15 protein-coding genes are annotated in these 17,998 nt (G+C 37.4%); 14 read left to right on the top strand and 1 reads right to left on the bottom strand.

Annotated elements, in window-relative coordinates; genetic code table 11:
* Positions 1 to 126: 126 nt before the first annotated feature.
* Positions 127 to 1,014, top strand: a complete 888-nt coding sequence (gene galU, locus NYE26_RS28000; protein ID WP_339251691.1) for a UTP--glucose-1-phosphate uridylyltransferase GalU — start codon at positions 127 to 129, stop codon at positions 1,012 to 1,014.
* A 120-nt stretch (positions 1,015 to 1,134) separates the two neighbouring features.
* Here galU and NYE26_RS27995 read toward each other — a convergent pair whose 3' ends face one another.
* Positions 1,135 to 3,594, bottom strand: a complete 2,460-nt coding sequence (locus NYE26_RS27995) for an O-antigen ligase family protein (protein ID WP_339251689.1) — start codon at positions 3,592 to 3,594, stop codon at positions 1,135 to 1,137.
* Positions 3,595 to 3,771: 177 nt separating this feature from the next.
* Between NYE26_RS27995 and NYE26_RS27990 the strand changes: the two genes are divergently transcribed.
* From NYE26_RS27990 to rfbD, 13 genes are all read left to right on the top strand, one after another.
* On the top strand, positions 3,772 to 4,569 hold the full coding sequence (locus tag NYE26_RS27990; protein WP_339251687.1) for an ABC transporter permease: 798 nt from the start codon (positions 3,772 to 3,774) through the stop codon (positions 4,567 to 4,569).
* Complete coding sequence (locus NYE26_RS27985) at positions 4,559 to 5,776, top strand: ABC transporter ATP-binding protein (protein WP_339251685.1); 1,218 nt, start codon at positions 4,559 to 4,561, stop codon at positions 5,774 to 5,776. Before NYE26_RS27990 ends, NYE26_RS27985 begins: the two co-directional genes overlap by 11 nt.
* A complete protein-coding gene (locus NYE26_RS27980; protein WP_339251683.1) occupies positions 5,773 to 7,215 on the top strand; it encodes a methyltransferase domain-containing protein in 1,443 nt (480 codons plus the stop codon). Before NYE26_RS27985 ends, NYE26_RS27980 begins: the two co-directional genes overlap by 4 nt.
* 25 nt (positions 7,216 to 7,240) lie before the next feature.
* Positions 7,241 to 9,028: a glycosyltransferase family 2 protein gene (locus NYE26_RS27975; RefSeq protein ID WP_339251681.1), complete on the top strand. Its 1,788-nt coding sequence runs from the start codon at positions 7,241 to 7,243 to the stop codon at positions 9,026 to 9,028.
* A gap of 109 nt (positions 9,029 to 9,137) precedes the next feature.
* A complete protein-coding gene (locus tag NYE26_RS27970; protein WP_339251679.1) occupies positions 9,138 to 11,126 on the top strand; it encodes a YfhO family protein in 1,989 nt (662 codons plus the stop codon).
* Between the two features lie 58 nt (positions 11,127 to 11,184).
* Positions 11,185 to 12,537, top strand: coding sequence for a hypothetical protein (locus NYE26_RS27965; RefSeq protein ID WP_339251677.1), 1,353 nt, complete (start codon positions 11,185 to 11,187; stop codon positions 12,535 to 12,537).
* A 4-nt stretch (positions 12,538 to 12,541) separates the two neighbouring features.
* Positions 12,542 to 12,955, top strand: coding sequence for an FdtA/QdtA family cupin domain-containing protein (locus NYE26_RS27960; protein ID WP_339251675.1), 414 nt, complete (start codon positions 12,542 to 12,544; stop codon positions 12,953 to 12,955).
* Entirely contained in the window at positions 12,952 to 13,506 is a 555-nt protein-coding gene (locus NYE26_RS27955) for an acyltransferase (protein ID WP_339251673.1), read from the top strand. Before NYE26_RS27960 ends, NYE26_RS27955 begins: the two co-directional genes overlap by 4 nt.
* 32 nt (positions 13,507 to 13,538) lie before the next feature.
* On the top strand, positions 13,539 to 14,636 hold the full coding sequence (locus NYE26_RS27950; RefSeq protein ID WP_339251671.1) for a DegT/DnrJ/EryC1/StrS family aminotransferase: 1,098 nt from the start codon (positions 13,539 to 13,541) through the stop codon (positions 14,634 to 14,636).
* Positions 14,617 to 15,552 (top strand): glycosyltransferase family 2 protein, encoded by a 936-nt coding sequence (locus NYE26_RS27945; protein ID WP_339251669.1) that lies wholly within the window; start codon positions 14,617 to 14,619, stop codon positions 15,550 to 15,552. The genes NYE26_RS27950 and NYE26_RS27945 overlap by 20 nt, the downstream gene beginning before the upstream one ends.
* Positions 15,503 to 15,907: a GtrA family protein gene (locus tag NYE26_RS27940; protein WP_339251667.1), complete on the top strand. Its 405-nt coding sequence runs from the start codon at positions 15,503 to 15,505 to the stop codon at positions 15,905 to 15,907. The genes NYE26_RS27945 and NYE26_RS27940 overlap by 50 nt, the downstream gene beginning before the upstream one ends.
* A 163-nt stretch (positions 15,908 to 16,070) precedes the next feature.
* Positions 16,071 to 17,093, top strand: a complete 1,023-nt coding sequence (rfbB, locus tag NYE26_RS27935) for a dTDP-glucose 4,6-dehydratase (RefSeq protein ID WP_339251665.1) — start codon at positions 16,071 to 16,073, stop codon at positions 17,091 to 17,093.
* Positions 17,093 to 17,962 (top strand): dTDP-4-dehydrorhamnose reductase, encoded by an 870-nt coding sequence (gene rfbD / locus NYE26_RS27930; RefSeq protein ID WP_339251663.1) that lies wholly within the window; start codon positions 17,093 to 17,095, stop codon positions 17,960 to 17,962. Before rfbB ends, rfbD begins: the two co-directional genes overlap by 1 nt.
* Positions 17,963 to 17,998: the final 36 nt, after the last annotated feature.

The following is a 17,998-nucleotide window of genomic DNA, read 5'->3' as shown; positions in this document are numbered from 1 at the left end:
CCGTCAACGCCGGGTGTTCACCCGAAACGCTCCGCCCCTGTTTGTCCCTGCCTTAGTATACTGCCCAAAATCAGCAGGAACTGTTATAATTGAGATTATGAGTATATCTGTTAAAGGAGCCCTGAGATGAAGATCCGTAAAGCGATTATTCCTGCTGCCGGTCTGGGAACCCGTTTCCTGCCTGCGACCAAAGCGATGCCCAAGGAAATGCTGCCAATTGTAGACAAACCCACGATTCAATATATTGTTGAGGAGGCGGTTGCTTCCGGGATTGAAGATATCATTATTGTGACGGGTAAAGGCAAGCGTGCAATTGAAGACCATTTCGATAATTCATTCGAATTGGAATTCAATTTGGCAGAGAAGCAGAAGTGGGAGCTGCTGGAATCGGTGCGCAAATCCTCAGAGATGGCCGACATTCACTATATCCGCCAAAAAGAACCGCGCGGCCTGGGACATGCTATCTGGTGTGCACGGAAGTTCATCGGTAACGAGCCCTTTGCCGTCCTGCTGGGGGATGATATCGTGGAGTCGAACAAGCCCTGCCTGAAGCAGATGATCGAAGTGTACGAGCAGTACAGATCCTCCATCGTCGGCGTTCAACCCGTACCTTGGGAGGATGTTTCCCGTTACGGGGTGGTAGACGGATCTGAATTAGCAGAACGTGTCTATAAAGCCAACCGGCTTGTAGAAAAGCCTAAGCGTGAGGACGCTCCATCCAACCTGGCGATCCTGGGACGTTATATACTGACTCCGCGTATCTTCGATATGCTGGGTGAGCAGCAGGTAGGTGTAGGTGGGGAAATTCAGCTTACAGATGCGATTTCCCGTTTAAGTGAAGTGGAACGGATTATAGCTTATGATTTCGAAGGCAGACGGCATGACGTCGGTGAGAAGATGGGTTTTATCCAGACAAGCATTCACTACGCACTTCAGCATGAAGAGCTTAAGGAAGGGCTGTTGGAGTATTTGAAGCAGGTTATCGAGAACGAGGAGAGACTGTTTAGCAGGTAAGAAAACTATCGCTTATCTTCATGCGTATACTTATCCAACCTCTCCTAAATCATCATAAAAAGCGGCCTACTGTACTCAGACAGTAAGCCGCTTTTTTCTATAACTGTTCTGCTATTCCGATCAGTACTGTGTCTTCACAACAGCCTCAATGGCTGCGGCCTCAGCCGGATCTGCGGCAACCAGCTTGTCATAGACTGGCTGATCGACTGCTGCTCCTGCTTTCTTCAGTGCCGCCAAATACCAGCGGGCTACTTCGCGGTTAGCGGTATCACTGTAATCGTCACTTAAACCAAGCTTCAACGTAGCAGCAGCCACATCATTTTGTCCTGAGATGACCTGTAGCTTACCCACATTTAGTGCAATGGCAGGGGTAACTGAGAAAGGACGGCCCTGCAGCTGCTCAGGAGGCAAGGTTTTTAAATGCTCTACGCCATCCACAACATGCTTATACGCATCCAGTCCAGCGGTGAGGTATTCCTGTTTCTTGGCCTCATCCTTCTGCTCACTAGCTGCTGTAGCAAGTGTCTGGGCACGATTTATCAATGACTCATACCAAGTGATATCCCAGTTGAACTTGTAGGCATTGTCACTGTATACTGCCAATGCCATGTCAGGTTGGCCCTTCAGATCGTAATAGCTGGCCAATTGAGCCAACAGATTTTTGTTGTAAGGCTCATCTTTCAGAGCGCGCGTCAACACATTGGATGCTTCAGACAGATATTGCTCATCTTGAATTTGCTTGAATACCTGCATGTCAAGAGTGGACAAGTATAATGCTGCTTCCGGATGGTATGGACGGGCATCTAATGCTTTGACCAAAGGAGTTTTGATCTCCTCATAGGAAGTACTAACCGAAACTAAATTTTTACCCTTGAGAGCAGCATCGCTGGACCCGATGTAGTTGATCGACAGGAACAGCAGGAATATCGTCCCGATGGTCAGTACAGCCATGTATCCCATCCGAATTCCGGCTTTATTCCAGCTCTGGCGGAGCGGTTTGTTATCTATTACAGCGCCCATTCCAGCTAAACCGATGAACACCAGAATACCCATAAATGCATAACTCATATTAAAGTCCAGCAGACTGTGTACAAGGATAGATAGCGCAATAATGTAGAAGAAGAACCCGTTATTGAACTCATCCTTGTCACGCTTCAGGTAGGCACGGATGTATTTGAAGAAAATATATCCGATAAAGCCCATAAACACAATGAACCCGACAATCCCGACTTCGATTAAATACTGCAGGAAGAAATTATGGACCTGACGGCTTATATAAGGGTTGTTCTGGTACTCTTCGTATAAGGCAGACCAGCCACCCCCGCCTGATCCGAGAACCGGATAATCTTTCACTACCTTCATAGCATCCTTATAAAAAGTAAAACGTTCTAATACACTATGCTGTTTGAAGTTAATGTTCTCCAGGCGAGTCTCGATATTATCCGGTAAAATACTTTTCAAGCCTGTCCCGATCAGCAAGAAACCAATGATAGCCACAGCTACAACTGAGCCAAGTGGAATCCAAAGACCCGTGAATTTACGGGTTTCCGAGCTACTCAGCTTGTCCTGCAGCCAAGGAGCCATATAACGTTGAATCACCCAGCCCAGAGCTGCCACCACCGCTGAGGCTCCAAGCAGGTAAGCCCACGCCTTAAGCGCAGCCGAGGAGTTAAAAGCCGAGTTTAGTTCTGTTCCAAGTGTGGTCAGCGGGTTGGTAACCAGCAGAGCCGCAAGGCCAGATAGCGCAAGATGAATAATCCAGAGAATCTGCTGCGCAGGCTTTAGGAACAACAGGAGCAGGATGAACACTACAGGCAGCATGACAAGTCCCCCACGGGACAAGGTCAGCAGAAGAGATACGATAATCGGTACCAGCATGAAGCTGTGCGTCAGCGTACCATACCACTTTTTGGAGCGTGCCAGGGCATACACTGCCACGAACAGGAATGCCATGAGGAAGGCTGCATAAGTATTGGCATACTGGAAAATGGAGGTCAGACGCAGCCCGTTAGAGTCCGTCATGACTGCATCTAAATATTTACCATCACGCACCGTATTGGAGAACCAGCCTATCAGCCCCCCGGCAAATTTCCAGCTGCCAAGCCAGTTCAGCAGACCGAAACCGACGATGAAATAAGCGATCGCCAGAATGGCATTTTGAATGACAACATTTAGTTGCTTTTGCTGGAGCAAATATAACGCTATAATGAATATTGCGACATACATGCTCTGTACAAACAGCAGGTTCATCGCCATATAATGCGAAGCAGCGCCAATAAGCGACAACGCATAGGTAGCAGGCAACAGCAGCGAGGCCACAGCCAGCGCATCACGCTGTCCCTCCAGTCTGAACTTGGTGAAGTATAGGCCTATCCACACCAGCAGCATCAGGCTACTTAGGAGTGAAGACAGATAGATAGGCTTCTCAAAGTCAATCTGCTGCCCATTAAATAATCCTACTTGAAACGGGGCCCAGACCAAAAAAACAATGAACCCTATCGCTAACGCCCATATGTAACTGGATATCTTTTCAACATTTCTCGACTGAACCGCATTTTTACCGTATACTGGTTTCGACACGTTTATAATCTCCTTTATCTGTAGGTACGAGGATATTTTAGCATATGAGACATGTCTCGGCCAACATAGGAGCAGTAGTTAGTTTTTAGGATGATAATTATTGCGATTTAGTTATAAGTATCATTTGCTAATACAAAATTACTAATACCAAATTCATTATAGTTAGGGAGAAAAAAAGTGAGAAATTTTTTAAAATTGATTAGACAGAATAGACATTTGATGAAACAGTTAGTTAAACGGGATGTATTACAAAGATATAAAGGTTCTTACTTGGGAATATTATGGTCCTTTGTTACACCTCTCTTTATGTTGGCGATCTATACATATTTTTTTGGCTTCGTATTTAATAATAGGTGGGGAGCATCTGCCTCTGATAATAAATTTGAATTTGCTTTAGTATTATTTTGTGGCTTAATTGTTTTTAACTTCTTTTCTGAGGTAGTTACGAAGTCACCAACACTAATGATCAGTAATACCAATTTGGTGAAAAAAGTAGTTTTTCCTTTAGAGATTTTGTCAATAGTATTAATGCGGTCTGTTTTAGTGCATACAATTATTAGTATAGGGATTTTGGTAGTAGGTCTGTTGTTTATTGGTTCTCTTCATTGGACTATCATTTTTTTACCTCTCGTGTTTTTGCCTATCGTTTTATTTGCAACAGGATTTTCATGGCTCTTATCCTCTTTAGGAGTATTTATAAGGGATATTACACAACTAATTGGTCTAGTAATGCAAGCACTTATGTTTCTTAGTCCTATATTCTATCCAATAAGTATCATTCCTGAAAAACTTAGATTTTTATATTACTTTAATCCACTGACGTATGTGGTTGAAGATATGAGGAGAATTTTAATGTGGGGACAAGTTCCAAATTGGAAATTTACTATCTTAGGTCTAGTCCTAGGCTCTATAGTATTTGCATTAGGTTTCGTCTGGTTTAGAAAGACAAAGGGAGGGTTTGCAGATGTCCTCTAATGCTATTGAAATTAATGATATTAGCAAATCATTCTTAATGTATGAAAAACCAACTGATCGTCTGAAGCAGTTCTTTGTAAAAGATAAAGATAAACTAAAAAATCAGTTTTGGGCCCTGAAAAATGTTAACTTTCAAATTCCAAAAGGTAAAACTATAGGTATTATTGGGAAAAATGGTTCCGGCAAAAGCACTTTGCTTCAATTAATAGTAGGTACAATGACTCCGACTCAAGGGAATATTGATGTTGACGGTAGAATTTCTGCACTACTAGAATTGGGGAGTGGATTTAACCCGGAATTTACAGGGCGTGAAAATATTTATCTTAATGGAGCGATCATGGGGCTTTCAGAGACTGAAGTGAAAGAGAGAGTTCCTCTTATAGAGAAGTTTGCCGCCATTGGAGACTTTATAGATCAACCTGTTAAAACATATTCCTCTGGGATGTATGTAAGACTTGCGTTTGCTTGTGCAGTTAATGTCGATCCCGACATTTTGATTGTAGATGAAGCCTTGTCTGTAGGGGATATGCAATTTCAGTTGAAATGTATTGAGAAAATGAAAAGTTTTAAAAAAGAAGGGAAGACAATTTTATTTGTTAGTCATGATACCTATTCAATCCGTAATTTTTGTGATGAAGTTATTTGGATGATGGACGGACAAGTTCATATGAGGGGAGATGTGAATGGAGTCTCTCAATTATATGAGGATTATATGAAAAATATGTTGGATATACCCGATGAATCATCTGATACTCAACAAGAAAGTATAGATTTTCAAAGTAATACTTTAACAATTGGAGAAGTGAAATTCTTCAATAAAGATATGCAGTCAACGAAGCAGTTTCAATTTAATGACGATATTATAATTGAAGTGAGTTATGAGTTGCATCAGAGTATTGAAAATTTAGTTGGGGGTATTGCAATATTCGATAGGGAAAACAAATATGTTTGTGGTCTCAACACGAAATTAGACCAGTATCCACTTCCTTCTAAATCAGGAACGTATAAACTAGTGTTGACTTATGAAAAAATTTCTCTTTTACCTGGAACATATTATTTGGATATAGGCTTCTTTGAAAGTTCTGGTTTAATTAGATTGGATTACAAAGCGAGGTATGCTTCTTTTAATCTAGGCTCTTCTTCCTATTTTGCTGAGGGTTTATTATTTCTAGAACATTCTTGGAAGGTCGAGGAGGATGGAAGTTGAAGTATCATTATTCTGTAGATTTAGAAACGGATACTCCACTATCGGTAATACTAAGGAATGTGAAGCCGAATTCAAAGGTGTTTGAGTTTGGACCCGCAGATGGCTACATGACAGAGTACTTGAAGAATGAGTTGAAGTGTGAAGTATACTGTCTGGAAATTGATGAGTTAGCAGCCGCCAAAGCTGAAATGTTCTGTGACAAGATGATTATAGCTGATCTGAATAAAACAGAGTGGTTAGAACAATGTGAAGATCAATTCCAATATTTTGATTATTTGATATTTGCAGACGTCCTAGAGCATCTGGTGAAGCCCGAAGAGATACTGGGGAACTTAACTGAGAAATTATTAAGAGATGATGGGAAGGTTTTAATCTCTGTTCCCCACATTGGGCATACAGCTGTAATACTACAGCTAATGCAAGGGAAATTTGAATACAAAGAAACAGGGCTATTAGACAGAACACATTTAACCTTTTTTACTCGCGATAACTTGGAAAAACTACTCCTTTCAGCAGACTTGTCATTGCTGGAACTTCATAAGATTTGTATGTTGCCGGAGCAGACAGAATTGTCAAGTAGTTATAGTATGGTTCCAAGTGCAATAGAGGAGTACTTGAAAAATAAAACTGATGCTCATGTATATCAATTCGTTACTGTTTCAGAAAAAAACAAGTCTAAGAAATCTGATGATTGTAAGGATTATATTGAAAAAGAGAGTTATAGATTTGCGAATTTTATACAATTGTTTTGGAACACAGGTGAGGGATTCAAAGAACGAAATTCAAAAAGACTTCCACTGCAAGCGGATGGGGAATACCATAATTATGTCTTTGAGTTTAAGTTGGATGAAGGGGATTTGATGTCACTTCGTTTAGATCCAACTAATTTCCCCAGCTTTGCAAATCTACGTTCTTTTAAAGTGTGGGGCATGGATGCCGTTACTAATAAATTAGAGGCTATTGAAAATAACAATTTAGTAGCCATTCATGACTTGGAAATCGAAGTTCATGAAGACGGGTTGGATTTGTTCTCATTTGGTGAAGATCCTCAATTACAAAAAGATTTTATCCATGAAAATATGGAGAACTATAAGCTGTTTCGTGTTCAGGTTGAGATGTTATTTGAAACAAAACTTAAGCCCCAGTTATTATATAATCTCCAAAAAAGATTAGATGATCTGAGAAATACTAATGGATTAGAAGAAATGGCTAAAATGATTGCAATTCTGCAGCTAGAACTAAAGACATCAAACAATCTCATAATTAATTTGTTCGATGCCCAGAATGAGAAATTAGAATTTATGAACCAGATGAGTAATGAGTTAGAGTCTATTAACCGAAAAAATATAGAACTTGAATTAGAGATTAGTAGTCTGAAAAGTTCATTTTCATGGAGAATAACTTCTATATTTAGGTATATAAGGAGCTTATTTAGCTAAATTTTAGGCAGGAGAGGGACTATCATTGAAAACTTTAGATATTATATTAATATCGTATAATTCTGAGAAATGGATCAATCAGCTTTTAAAGAGCTTATACAATCAAAATTATCCTTTAAATAAATTACATTTAACTTTTGTTGATAATTGTTCAAACGATAGAAGTAGAGAATTAATAGAATCATTTGATGGAAAAGAAGATTTTGGTGGCTATGAATACCATTTTTTAGATAAAAATCTCGGGTTTGGTAAAGCTAATAATTATGGAGTTAAAAATACGAATCAAGATTATGTCTTTTTCTTGAATATTGATACTGAGGTTGACAAAAACAGCATTATAGAACTCATGAAGGCTGTCGATAACTCTGATGATAGTATTGGGTTGTGGGAAGCGAGGCAATTTCCTTACGAGCATCCTAAAATCTATAATCCTGTAAGTATGGAGACAAGTTGGTCTAGTGGTGCTTGTTGTTTAGTTAGAAGAGACTATTTCACACAAATAGGTATGTTTGATGAGAAGATTTTTATGTATGGTGAAGATGTTGATTTAAGCTGGAGATTTAGAGCTCATGGCTTTAAGCTGATATATGTGCCTAAATGTATAATTCATCATTATACGTATATGAGTGCAAATGAAGTTAAGCCTAATCAATTTTATAATAGTACATTCATGAACTTGATGCTTCGTTATAAGTTTGGAGATATTAAGGATATTATTAAGGGCCATATTATGTATGGTGGATTACTTGTAGTTAAGGGACCTTCCAAGAATCATAAGGCTAAAGTGTTCAAAAATATAATTCGTGCCCCTTTTGAAGGATATAGGTTTAGAAAGTGGAAATTTAAAAATGCAAAATCAGTTAGATTTCAAGCTGATTTTAAAATGTGGGATTATGAAATTATAAGAGAAGGCGCATTCTACATCAATGAAAAACCTGAAAACACGCCTCTTGTATCTATTCTAATAAGAACATGTGGAAGACCTAGTGTATTGCGAGAAGCTTTGATAAGTGTTCGAAATCAGACATACAGCAACATTGAAGTTATTGTAGTTGAAGACGGTCCAGCCATTTCAGAAAGTTTAATATTAAAGGAATTTGCAGATCTAAATATAGTTTATAAAGCTACGCATGATAGGGTTGGAAGATGTGTAGTCGGTAATATAGCAATGGAAACAGCTACGGGAAAATATTTTAATTTTCTAGATGATGATGATTTACTCTACGCAGATCATGTTGAAGTTTTAATTTCTCAATTGCAGAAAAATCCCGACAAAAAGGCTGCTTACTCTATAAGTTTTGAGGTTCCGACGGAAATCACTTCAAGGGATCCTTACCAATACAAAGAATTATTTCACAACGTTCAACACAGACAACCATTTAACAGATTGGTGCTGATGCATCATAATTACTTCCCCATTCAAACGGTTTTATTTAGCAGAGAGATTTATGATGATTTAGGTGGAATAGATGTTGAGTTAGAGGTTCTAGAAGATTGGGACTTGTGGTTAAAATATGCTTTGAAATACGATTTTTTGTATGTAGAGAAACTAACCTCCTTATATCGAATTCCTTCAAGTGTAGTGAGTAGTACAGAGAGACAAGAATTGTTTGATAAATATCTAATAGTTGTAAGAGAAAAGCACTTTAATAAAAAGTTTGAAATTAATATGGCTTCTATATTTAAAGATGCGGAATATCTATTGAATAGACCCCCAATGTTGATTTATAAAGTTAAAGGACTAACCTTCAAATCTTTTTTCTTTAAAGCCAGGAATAAAATGATTAGATATGCAAAGAAAATACTTAGATAACTGGAAAACGAATATATGAGCTGCTAATGTTATTTATGAACTTGTCATTCTATATGTATGATAATTAATAACATTAGCGGTTATAGATGAGGTAGAGAGGGTTAAATACATGGAGCGTTTTTATCATAGATTAACAAAGAAAATTGCATTCATCGCAATGATAATCAGTGTAACTATAATATATAGCCCTCTACTCTTTGGTATATGGTGGTTAAAGTGGGACACGTATGATGCGATATTCCCTATTATGGTTTCTTTGTCAAATCATATAAAACACGGTAATTTACCCTTGTGGGAGTTCTATCAACTTAGAGGAGTGCCACTATCTCACTTACTTGGTGTCCCAGTTTGGTCGCCATTAACTTTATTATTTGGGTTAATTGGTTATTCTCAATATCTATTACAAGTTCAGTTTGTATTTATAGCAATAATAGCATCAATAGGAGTGTATTTAGCTACAGCTAATTATTGTTCATCGAAGTGGGTTTGCTCCGCACTAGGTGTAGCATATGCAACCTGTGGCTTATTTATTGGAAATGCCCAGCATATAACTTTTATTGCTGCTGCTGCCTTAATACCATTTGTACAATATTTCTATCAATTATGGGTAAAAAACTCGGATAAAAGGAATGTGGTTTTTTTAGGAGCTTTTATTGGATTGTTAGTTCTAAATAGCTATCCTGTATTCGTGATTTTTATGCTACTTGTATTATTCATTGAATTTTTATTTGATATAAAAAAAATTAGGGGAAATTTCATTAATATTTCTATAATGCTTAAAAATATATTCTATTCATTTTTTGTTTTAATAGTTGTAATATTAGGGACTAGTTTAGTTACCATTGTTAGCACTATAGAAGTAATGGATTCAATAACAAGATCTTCTGTAGGGTGGGGTGAGGCAACTATTAATTCATTGTTTTTTGATAATTTAATAGGGTTGATATCTCCAAAATTCAATCAACTGTCACCTTATATTAGTAATGCTGATGTATCAATGACAAATATGTATATCTCATTACCAATCACTATATTTGTTTGCATTACTCGGTTTAGTAAGGAAAATATAAAGTTAATATTTTTAGTTTTGCTAACTTTATCGTTATCGCTTGGTAAAAATCTATTTATCTATAAAACGCTTTATAATTTAATACCATTTGTTGATACTTTTAGGTTTCCTGCAGGATTACGATTTTTGTTTTTCTTTTATTTAATAATGCTGGTCGCATCTAACTTGAGTTCAATTAAGTTTGATTATAAAAAGTATAAAAAGGTGCTCTTAACTATCAGTATTTTAATACTACTAATACTAGCACAAATTTCCTTTCTAAAGATGTTTGTTAACTTGAAGTTTGAGCTGCCTTCAGGTACTAGAAAAGAGTTGATTATATCATTCATAATATTGATCTTGTATTATATTTCAATAAAAAAATCCCCTCCGAAATTTTCTAATAAAATATTTTTTATTGTAGTACTAATATTTTCTTCGTTTGGAGTATTTAGTAATGGTACATATACCTTGGGGAAAATAGAGCGTCAATCTTCATATTCTGAGGCCATTGAAATTATGTATCATTCACCAGACAAAACTTGGGTGTTGAATAAGTATATTGATTCAAAACCATTTCCAGCGACCTTCCCGTATACAGTTTTCAATCAGCAATTTCAAAATGGAGGATATATAGGTGGTTTTGAATTAAAAAATTTAAATTCTGCTTATTCACTAAACTTACTTCCACAAAAAGATGATCCGGTTTTGTGGTCTAGCATTAATGATAGACATAAAATTAGTTCTGATTATATATACGTTAAAGGAAATAAGATAGGTGGAGATTTTTATTTAGAGGAATCTGGTAAGGTTGGGTTAACCCAGTCTTATTTCAAAGGTTGGAATGTCAAAATAGATGGAATAACGGCCCCTTTAATAATTAATGAAGATGGGACAATGGGAACGCAAGTGAATAAAGGGAGTCATAAAGTCGAATTTGAGTTTTTTCCTCAAGTTCTCATTATTAGTTTTTATATCACTTTATTTGTATGGTTAATTTTATTCTTATATGCAATTAAATTGATTACTCAGTTAGGTTTTAGAAAATGAAAGTTACAAGGGTGTTTTTTTATGAGGACTATTAATTTATATATTTCGGAGGGGTACGATGCTAAGCAATTGTCTTAAAGACAAAAAAGGTAAGTATTATTTTCTTGTTTTATCTTTCTTGATATTTATATATTATTTGAGACAGAACTACTTTGTTAGTTATTATGACGAGATTGGATATATAAGTGTCAGCAAAAATATATTGAATTTAGGGCTGCTTAACATAAATGAACCGCTTAGAACTTACTTTTACCCCTTAATAATATCTTGTGTTAGTATATTTACCAATGGTGATATGGAAGTTATTAAGACACTAATTAGTGTTTTACAATTTGCGGTCTACACATATACAATTCTTACAATTGCTGAAAAAACTGTTCTTTTAAATGATAGTAATGTGGGATATTATTCCATTTTAGGCTTTGGTTTGCTTAATCCATATCTTATTCAATCCACCACATTATTACTTACCGATGTTTTAGCAACCTGCTGCATCGTCCTCTCTATAATAAGATTGGTTTTTGGGAATTTCAGTAAAATTTCGACATATTTTTGGGTTATATCTTTAGCGTATATTGCAGTCATGATAAGACCTGCGTCTTTGATCTTAGTTCCAATTATTATTATTTTGCTAATAATTCGGACATTAATCCTAAAGGATGTTTCATTATTAAAAGTTCTTCTGATCTCTATTATTTCACTAATTATATTTTTCCCGCAATTATATAACAATGTGAAACAGTTTGATAACTGGACGCCCTTAGTGAATACAAATTTGTATGAGTTTCAAAGTAATTTGGCAACCAAAAATTTAAAATATGGAACGGTTATCATCAACAACGAGGAACCAGGTATGTTTTTTGTTTCCCCCCATCCTGTCAATCAGTCAGTCAAGGGAATGTATGATTTAATCTACAAAGATTTTCCGGGTTTCTTAATAGTATATTCTTCACATTTATTTGGAGTATTGGATTGGGGATATGTTGATACATATATAACTGATTACTATCCATCCAGTAGATTGATTTCTTCATTTTTTCTTTATTTATTCTGGATTATAGCATTCTATGGATTATTCAAAATATTGAAAAACAAAAAGCCTAACAAACAACAGAGTTTCTTTATAATATCTTTTGTAAGCTCATTTCTTTTTTATTGGTCGTTTATTGGGACCACTATAATAGAATCAAGATTTGGTTACCCACTCTTTATGTTGTTATTGCCATTCGTAGGTTGGGGGGCTAAATATGCTTACAATAATATAAGAAGTGACACTAATTTTTTCAACTATAAAAAATTTATTCAATATGTTTTAATTTGTATTATCTTTATGGCATTAGCTATGAATATATCCTTTTTGATTGACATCCAGACTGGAAGAATTAACTGGCTTGAATTTTTAATGAAATGAGGGAATGAATTTGCAGACAATTATAAGTAAATTAGTTAATATGGAGTCGCTAGGGGATGAAAGAGGTCAACTGACTGTACTTGAAGAGAATAAACATATCCCATTTGAGTTCAAAAGGGTATTTTATATTTATGGCACTATATCAGGGGTTCGTAGGGGGTTCCATGCCCATTACAAAACCCGACAAGCGTTAATATGTGTTTCAGGAAATTGCAAAGTTCATTTAGATAATATTGGAAGGACTGAAGAAATAATACTGGAATCACCAAATACAATTCTAATTCTGGAACCCAATGACTGGCATGAAATGTATGATTTCTCGCCTGACTGTGTATTATTGGTACTAGCATCTCATTTGTATGACTCGGAAGACTATATACGTGATTATGATAAATTTGTTGAGGTGTATGGAGAATGAAAAATTATTTTAGTCATCCCCAAGCCCTTGTGGAGTCAGAAAATATTGGTGCGAATACTCGTGTTTGGGCATTTGCTCATATTTTACCGGGGGCTGTTTTGGGTTCCGATTGTAATGTGAATGACCATACTTTCATTGAAAATGATGTGGTTTTGGGTGATAACGTTACTGTCAAATCAGGAGTCTATATTTGGGATGGCGTTAGAATAAAAGACAATGTTTTTATTGGACCCAATGTTACCTTTACTAATGATCTAAGACCCCGCTCCAAGCAGTACCCAAGTGAATTTCTTGAAACTGTTCTTGAAGAATGGGTTTCTATAGGTGCAAACGCAACAATAATTGCAGGGAACACTATCGGCAAGTATGCCATGGTAGGGGCAGGCTCACTGGTAACTAAAAATATTCCTAATAATACACTTTGGTATGGAAATCCAGCTAAATTCAAAGGATATATTTGTAATTGTGGTGAAAAATTGAATCAACAATTCTCCTGTCCAGCTTGCGGTAAGCAATACTCTTTAAAAAACAAGATTATTATTGAAAACTAATAAAATACTCGAAATAGAATAGGTGGGTTAAAATGATCCCTTTCCTTGATTTAAAGAAGATTAATCTGCGTCATGAAACGGAAATATTAGATAGTGTTCATAAAGTTCTACACTCTGGATGGTACATTCTTGGTGAGGAAGTTAAAGCATTTGAAAAGGAATTTGCTACTTATTGCGGTACTGAATTTGCTCTGGGAGTAGCTAACGGATTAGATGCTTTGGAGTTAATTATGAGAGCATACAATATTGGTCCTGGTGATGAAGTGATTGTACCCTCTAATACCTATATTGCATCCATATTATCTATATCTGCAAATGGAGCAACGCCAATATTAGTAGAACCAAACTTATTAACATACAATTTGGATCCTAACAAGATTGAAGAAAGTATAACTCCTAATACTAAAGCGATTTTGGTTGTTCACCTGTATGGCCAATCATGCAATATGGAACCTATAATAATTATTGCAGAAAGATATAACTTAAAGATAATTGAAGATTGTGCTCAAGCTCATGGTGCTGTTTATGGTAACAGAAAGGTTGGAAACTTGGGAGATGCTGCAGCATTTAGTTTTTATCCGGGTAAAAATCTAGGTGCTTTAGGAGACGCTGGGGCTATTACAACAAATGATGAAAATCTGTATAAAGATCTTCACGCTTTAAGGAATTATGGATCGCATAAGAAATACGAAAATCTATTTAAAGGATATAACAGCAGATTAGATGAGTTTCAAGCTCCTATCCTAAGTATAAAATTGAAATATCTGGATCAAGATAATGACTCTAGAAGAAAGATAGCTATGTATTATTTAGATAATATCAATAATAACCATATTGTGTTACCAAGCGTAGAAGAGGGACCGTTATCACATGTGTGGCATATATTTGTTGTGAGGACCTCGTCAAGAAGTCATTTTATTGATTATATGACTAATAATGAAATTCAGACAATGGTCCATTATCCTATTCCTCCACATAAACAAGTGGCCTATAAAGAGTGGTGTGAGATGGTGTTCCCCCTTTCTGAACAAATTCATTCTGAAATTGTGAGCCTTCCAATAAGTCCAGTGATGGAAATGGATGATGTTAAAAGAATTGTGGAGGTTGTAAATGAGTATAGACCGAATTAAGTTATCGATTGTTGTACCTATTTATTATAACGAATTGAATATTCCACATACTATTCCGCGATTGCAGGACTTAGAGAGTATTATACCGGATTGTGATTTTGAGTTTGTATTTGTTGATGATGGCTCAAAGGATAGATCGTTTTCGCTCTTGATGGAGGCAAAAAAACAGGATCCACGAATTAAAGTCATCAAGTTAAGTCGTAATTTTGGTTCAATGTCCGCAATACAAGCAGGCCTGAGCTATACTACTGGCGATTGCGTTGGGATCATTGCGGCTGACTTACAAGACCCTCCAGAATTATTTAAAGAAATGATAGAATACTGGAAATCCGGAAAAAAAGTTGTGCTTGCTACAAGAGAAGACAGGGAAGAATCATTTTCTCAGAAACTGTTCTCCAATACTTATTATTTGTTGCTGGAGAAATTTGCTTTGAAGGGGTATCCAAAGGGCGGATTCGACTTTTTGTTAATAGATAAACAGGTTGTTCATGAAGTGGTTAGGATCCAAGAAAAAAATACTAATATTATGAGTCTTATATATTGGCTTGGACATGATCAAGTGCAAATTCCTTATGTAAGACAGGAAAGGAAATTGGGCAAGTCGAGATGGACACTTTCAAAAAAAATAAAGCTTTTTATTGATTCTTTTGTAAGCTTCTCATATTCTCCAATCCGTTTTATGTCCTTTATTGGAGTTATAACAGCTATTTTAAGTTTTTTGTACGGAGTTTTTGTAATAGTGGGAACTTTGTCTGGATTTATTGAGCTTCAAGGTTGGACTACAATTATTGCCTTAATTACTTTTTTATTGGGAATAATTATGATTATGTTGGGTATTATTGGTGAATATCTATGGAGGATATTAGATGAAAGTAGAGAGCGGCCGTCCTACGTTATTGACCAAACTTTTGAATAGAGAATTTTTGAAATTTGTCGTAAGTGGTGGGATTAATACTTTAACTACATATTTAATGTATTTGCTACTGCTCCTTTTTCTGAATTATTCTTTATCTTATACGGTTTCTTACGTTTCCGGAATATTTCTGTCCTATTACTTGAATACAGTATTTGTATTCAAAGAGAAAATATCGATTAAAAAATTTCTTAAGTTTCCTATTGTATATTTAATACAATATTTCATTAATTTATTAATGTTATATATTTTAGTAGAACATTTACATCTATCTACAAAAATCGTACCTTTAATTGTTGTTGTAGTGACTATTCCAGTCACTTTTGTTCTTTCTAAGCTAATTATAAAAAGCAAATAACAAGTAATATTTACCTAAGTCAAATTCTAAATAGACGAATTTTATTCCACTGAGAATGACCGGGGCATACTATGGAAAGACCTAGAGTTTTTAAGTCATAACAGATAATTTCCCGATTATGAAAATGCCATTAATCTTAACTACTTATAAAGGTGGGTACAAAATGAAACTCCTCATTACCGGCGGAGCCGGCTTCATCGGCAGCAACTTCGTAATCTATATGCTGCAGCAACATCCTGATTACCAGATCGTCAACGTTGATGCGTTGACTTACGCAGGAAATCTGGAGAACCTGAAATCGATTGAGAATCATCCGAACTATACGTTTGTGAAGGCAGACATTACCGATGTGGCGGCGATGGATAAGCTGATCGGTGACGGTGTGGATGTAGTGGTTAACTTTGCTGCTGAGTCTCATGTAGACCGGAGTATTCTGGAGCCGGAAGTGTTCGTGAAGACGAATGTGCTGGGTACTCAGGTGCTGCTGGATGCGGCTAAGAAATATAGTGTGAATAAGTTTGTTCAAGTGTCCACGGATGAGGTCTATGGATCACTTGGTGCTACAGGTCTGTTCACGGAAGAAACACCGCTGACGCCGAACAGCCCGTATTCTGCAAGTAAAGCAGGCGGAGACTTGCTGGTGCGTGCTTATCATGAAACCTTTGGGTTGCCAGTTAACATTACCCGGTGCTCGAATAACTATGGTCCTTACCAGTTCCCGGAGAAGCTGATTCCGCTGATGATCTCGCGTGCGCTGGCAGATCAGGCTTTGCCTGTGTATGGAGACGGAATGAATATCCGTGACTGGCTGTATGTTGAGGATCACTGCAGCGCAATTGATCTGGTTATTCATGAAGGCGTGAATGGTGAAGTGTACAACATCGGCGGTAACAATGAGCGGACGAATGTGCATATTGTGAATACTGTGCTTCAAGAGCTCGGCAAGCCGGATTCGCTGATTTCGTATGTTCAGGATCGTCCCGGACATGACCGCCGTTATGGCATTGATCCAACCAAGATTACGAACGAGCTAGGCTGGAATCCTAAGCACACGTTCGAAACTGGCATTAAGGAAACTATTCAGTGGTATCTGAATAACAAGGAATGGTGGACCCGCATTCAGTCTGGTGAATACCAGAAGTATGCTGCACTTCAGTACGGCAGCCGTCTGGGAGACTCCTTGTAATGGCGAAGACGAAGGTACTGGTTACAGGGGCTGGTGGGCAACTGGGGCAGGATCTTATGCTTTTGCTTCAGGGTCAGGATTATGAGGCGCTAGGCTGTGACCGTCAGGAGATGGATATTACTGATCTGGACCAGTGCCAGGAGATCATCGGGGCTTTTATGCCTGATGCTGTCATTCATTGTGCGGCTCACACGGCAGTGGATGCAGCTGAGACTGATGTGGATGCAGCGTACCTGATTAATGCTACAGGAAGCCGGAATGTGGCGCTGGCTGCTGAGAAGGCAGGGGCTAAGCTGGTCTATATCAGCACGGATTATGTATTCGATGGCATGGGGGAGCAACCTTACCATGAATATGATAATACCGACCCCAAGAGTATCTACGGGAAGTCCAAGCGTGCCGGAGAGGTATTAGTCCAGTCGTTATCCTCCAAGTATTTCATCGTACGTACCTCTTGGGTCTATGGCAAATACGGCAATAACTTTGTCAAAACCATGCTGAAGCTGGGGCAGGAAAAGCCGTTGCTGCAGGTTGTCGATGACCAGAAGGGCTCACCTACCTATACGGTGGACCTGGCAAGATTCTTGCTTGAGCTTATCCAGACTGAAAAGTATGGAGTGTACCACGCCTCGAACACAGAGTCTTGCACATGGTATGAATTCACCCAGGCCATCTTTGCGGAAGCAGAGGAACTTCTGGGGCTGAAGTTTACAGCGAAGCTTGAACCTTGTGCGACGGAGCAATTCCCCCGTCCGGCGCCTCGTCCACGCAACTCGGTGATGGAGCATCTAGCGATCCGTACCAACGGGTTCCAGGATATCCGTCCATGGCGTGAAGGGCTGAGAGAATTTTTGCTGGAGCTGAAATAGCTGCAGGATATGTTGAAGAACCCCTAATCCATCTTA

The sequence above is a fragment of the Paenibacillus sp. FSL P2-0136 genome (assembly GCF_037975325.1).
Classification (GTDB): domain Bacteria; phylum Bacillota; class Bacilli; order Paenibacillales; family Paenibacillaceae; genus Paenibacillus_AQ; species Paenibacillus_AQ silagei.
Note: the sequence above shows the minus strand (reverse complement) of the source record. Positions and strands in the feature narration are given on the sequence as shown.

Coding starts and splice junctions, on each gene's coding strand:
- galU (WP_339251691.1), top strand. CDS start 127: ATGAAGATCCGTAAAGCGATTATTCCTGCTGCCGGTCTGGGAACCCGT.
- NYE26_RS27985 (WP_339251685.1), top strand. CDS start 4,559: ATGTCCTCTAATGCTATTGAAATTAATGATATTAGCAAATCATTCTTA.
- NYE26_RS27970 (WP_339251679.1), top strand. CDS start 9,138: ATGGAGCGTTTTTATCATAGATTAACAAAGAAAATTGCATTCATCGCA.
- NYE26_RS27965 (WP_339251677.1), top strand. CDS start 11,185: ATGCTAAGCAATTGTCTTAAAGACAAAAAAGGTAAGTATTATTTTCTT.
- NYE26_RS27960 (WP_339251675.1), top strand. CDS start 12,542: ATGAATTTGCAGACAATTATAAGTAAATTAGTTAATATGGAGTCGCTA.
- NYE26_RS27955 (WP_339251673.1), top strand. CDS start 12,952: ATGAAAAATTATTTTAGTCATCCCCAAGCCCTTGTGGAGTCAGAAAAT.
- NYE26_RS27950 (WP_339251671.1), top strand. CDS start 13,539: ATGATCCCTTTCCTTGATTTAAAGAAGATTAATCTGCGTCATGAAACG.
- NYE26_RS27945 (WP_339251669.1), top strand. CDS start 14,617: ATGAGTATAGACCGAATTAAGTTATCGATTGTTGTACCTATTTATTAT.
- NYE26_RS27940 (WP_339251667.1), top strand. CDS start 15,503: ATGAAAGTAGAGAGCGGCCGTCCTACGTTATTGACCAAACTTTTGAAT.
- rfbB (WP_339251665.1), top strand. CDS start 16,071: ATGAAACTCCTCATTACCGGCGGAGCCGGCTTCATCGGCAGCAACTTC.
- rfbD (WP_339251663.1), top strand. CDS start 17,093: ATGGCGAAGACGAAGGTACTGGTTACAGGGGCTGGTGGGCAACTGGGG.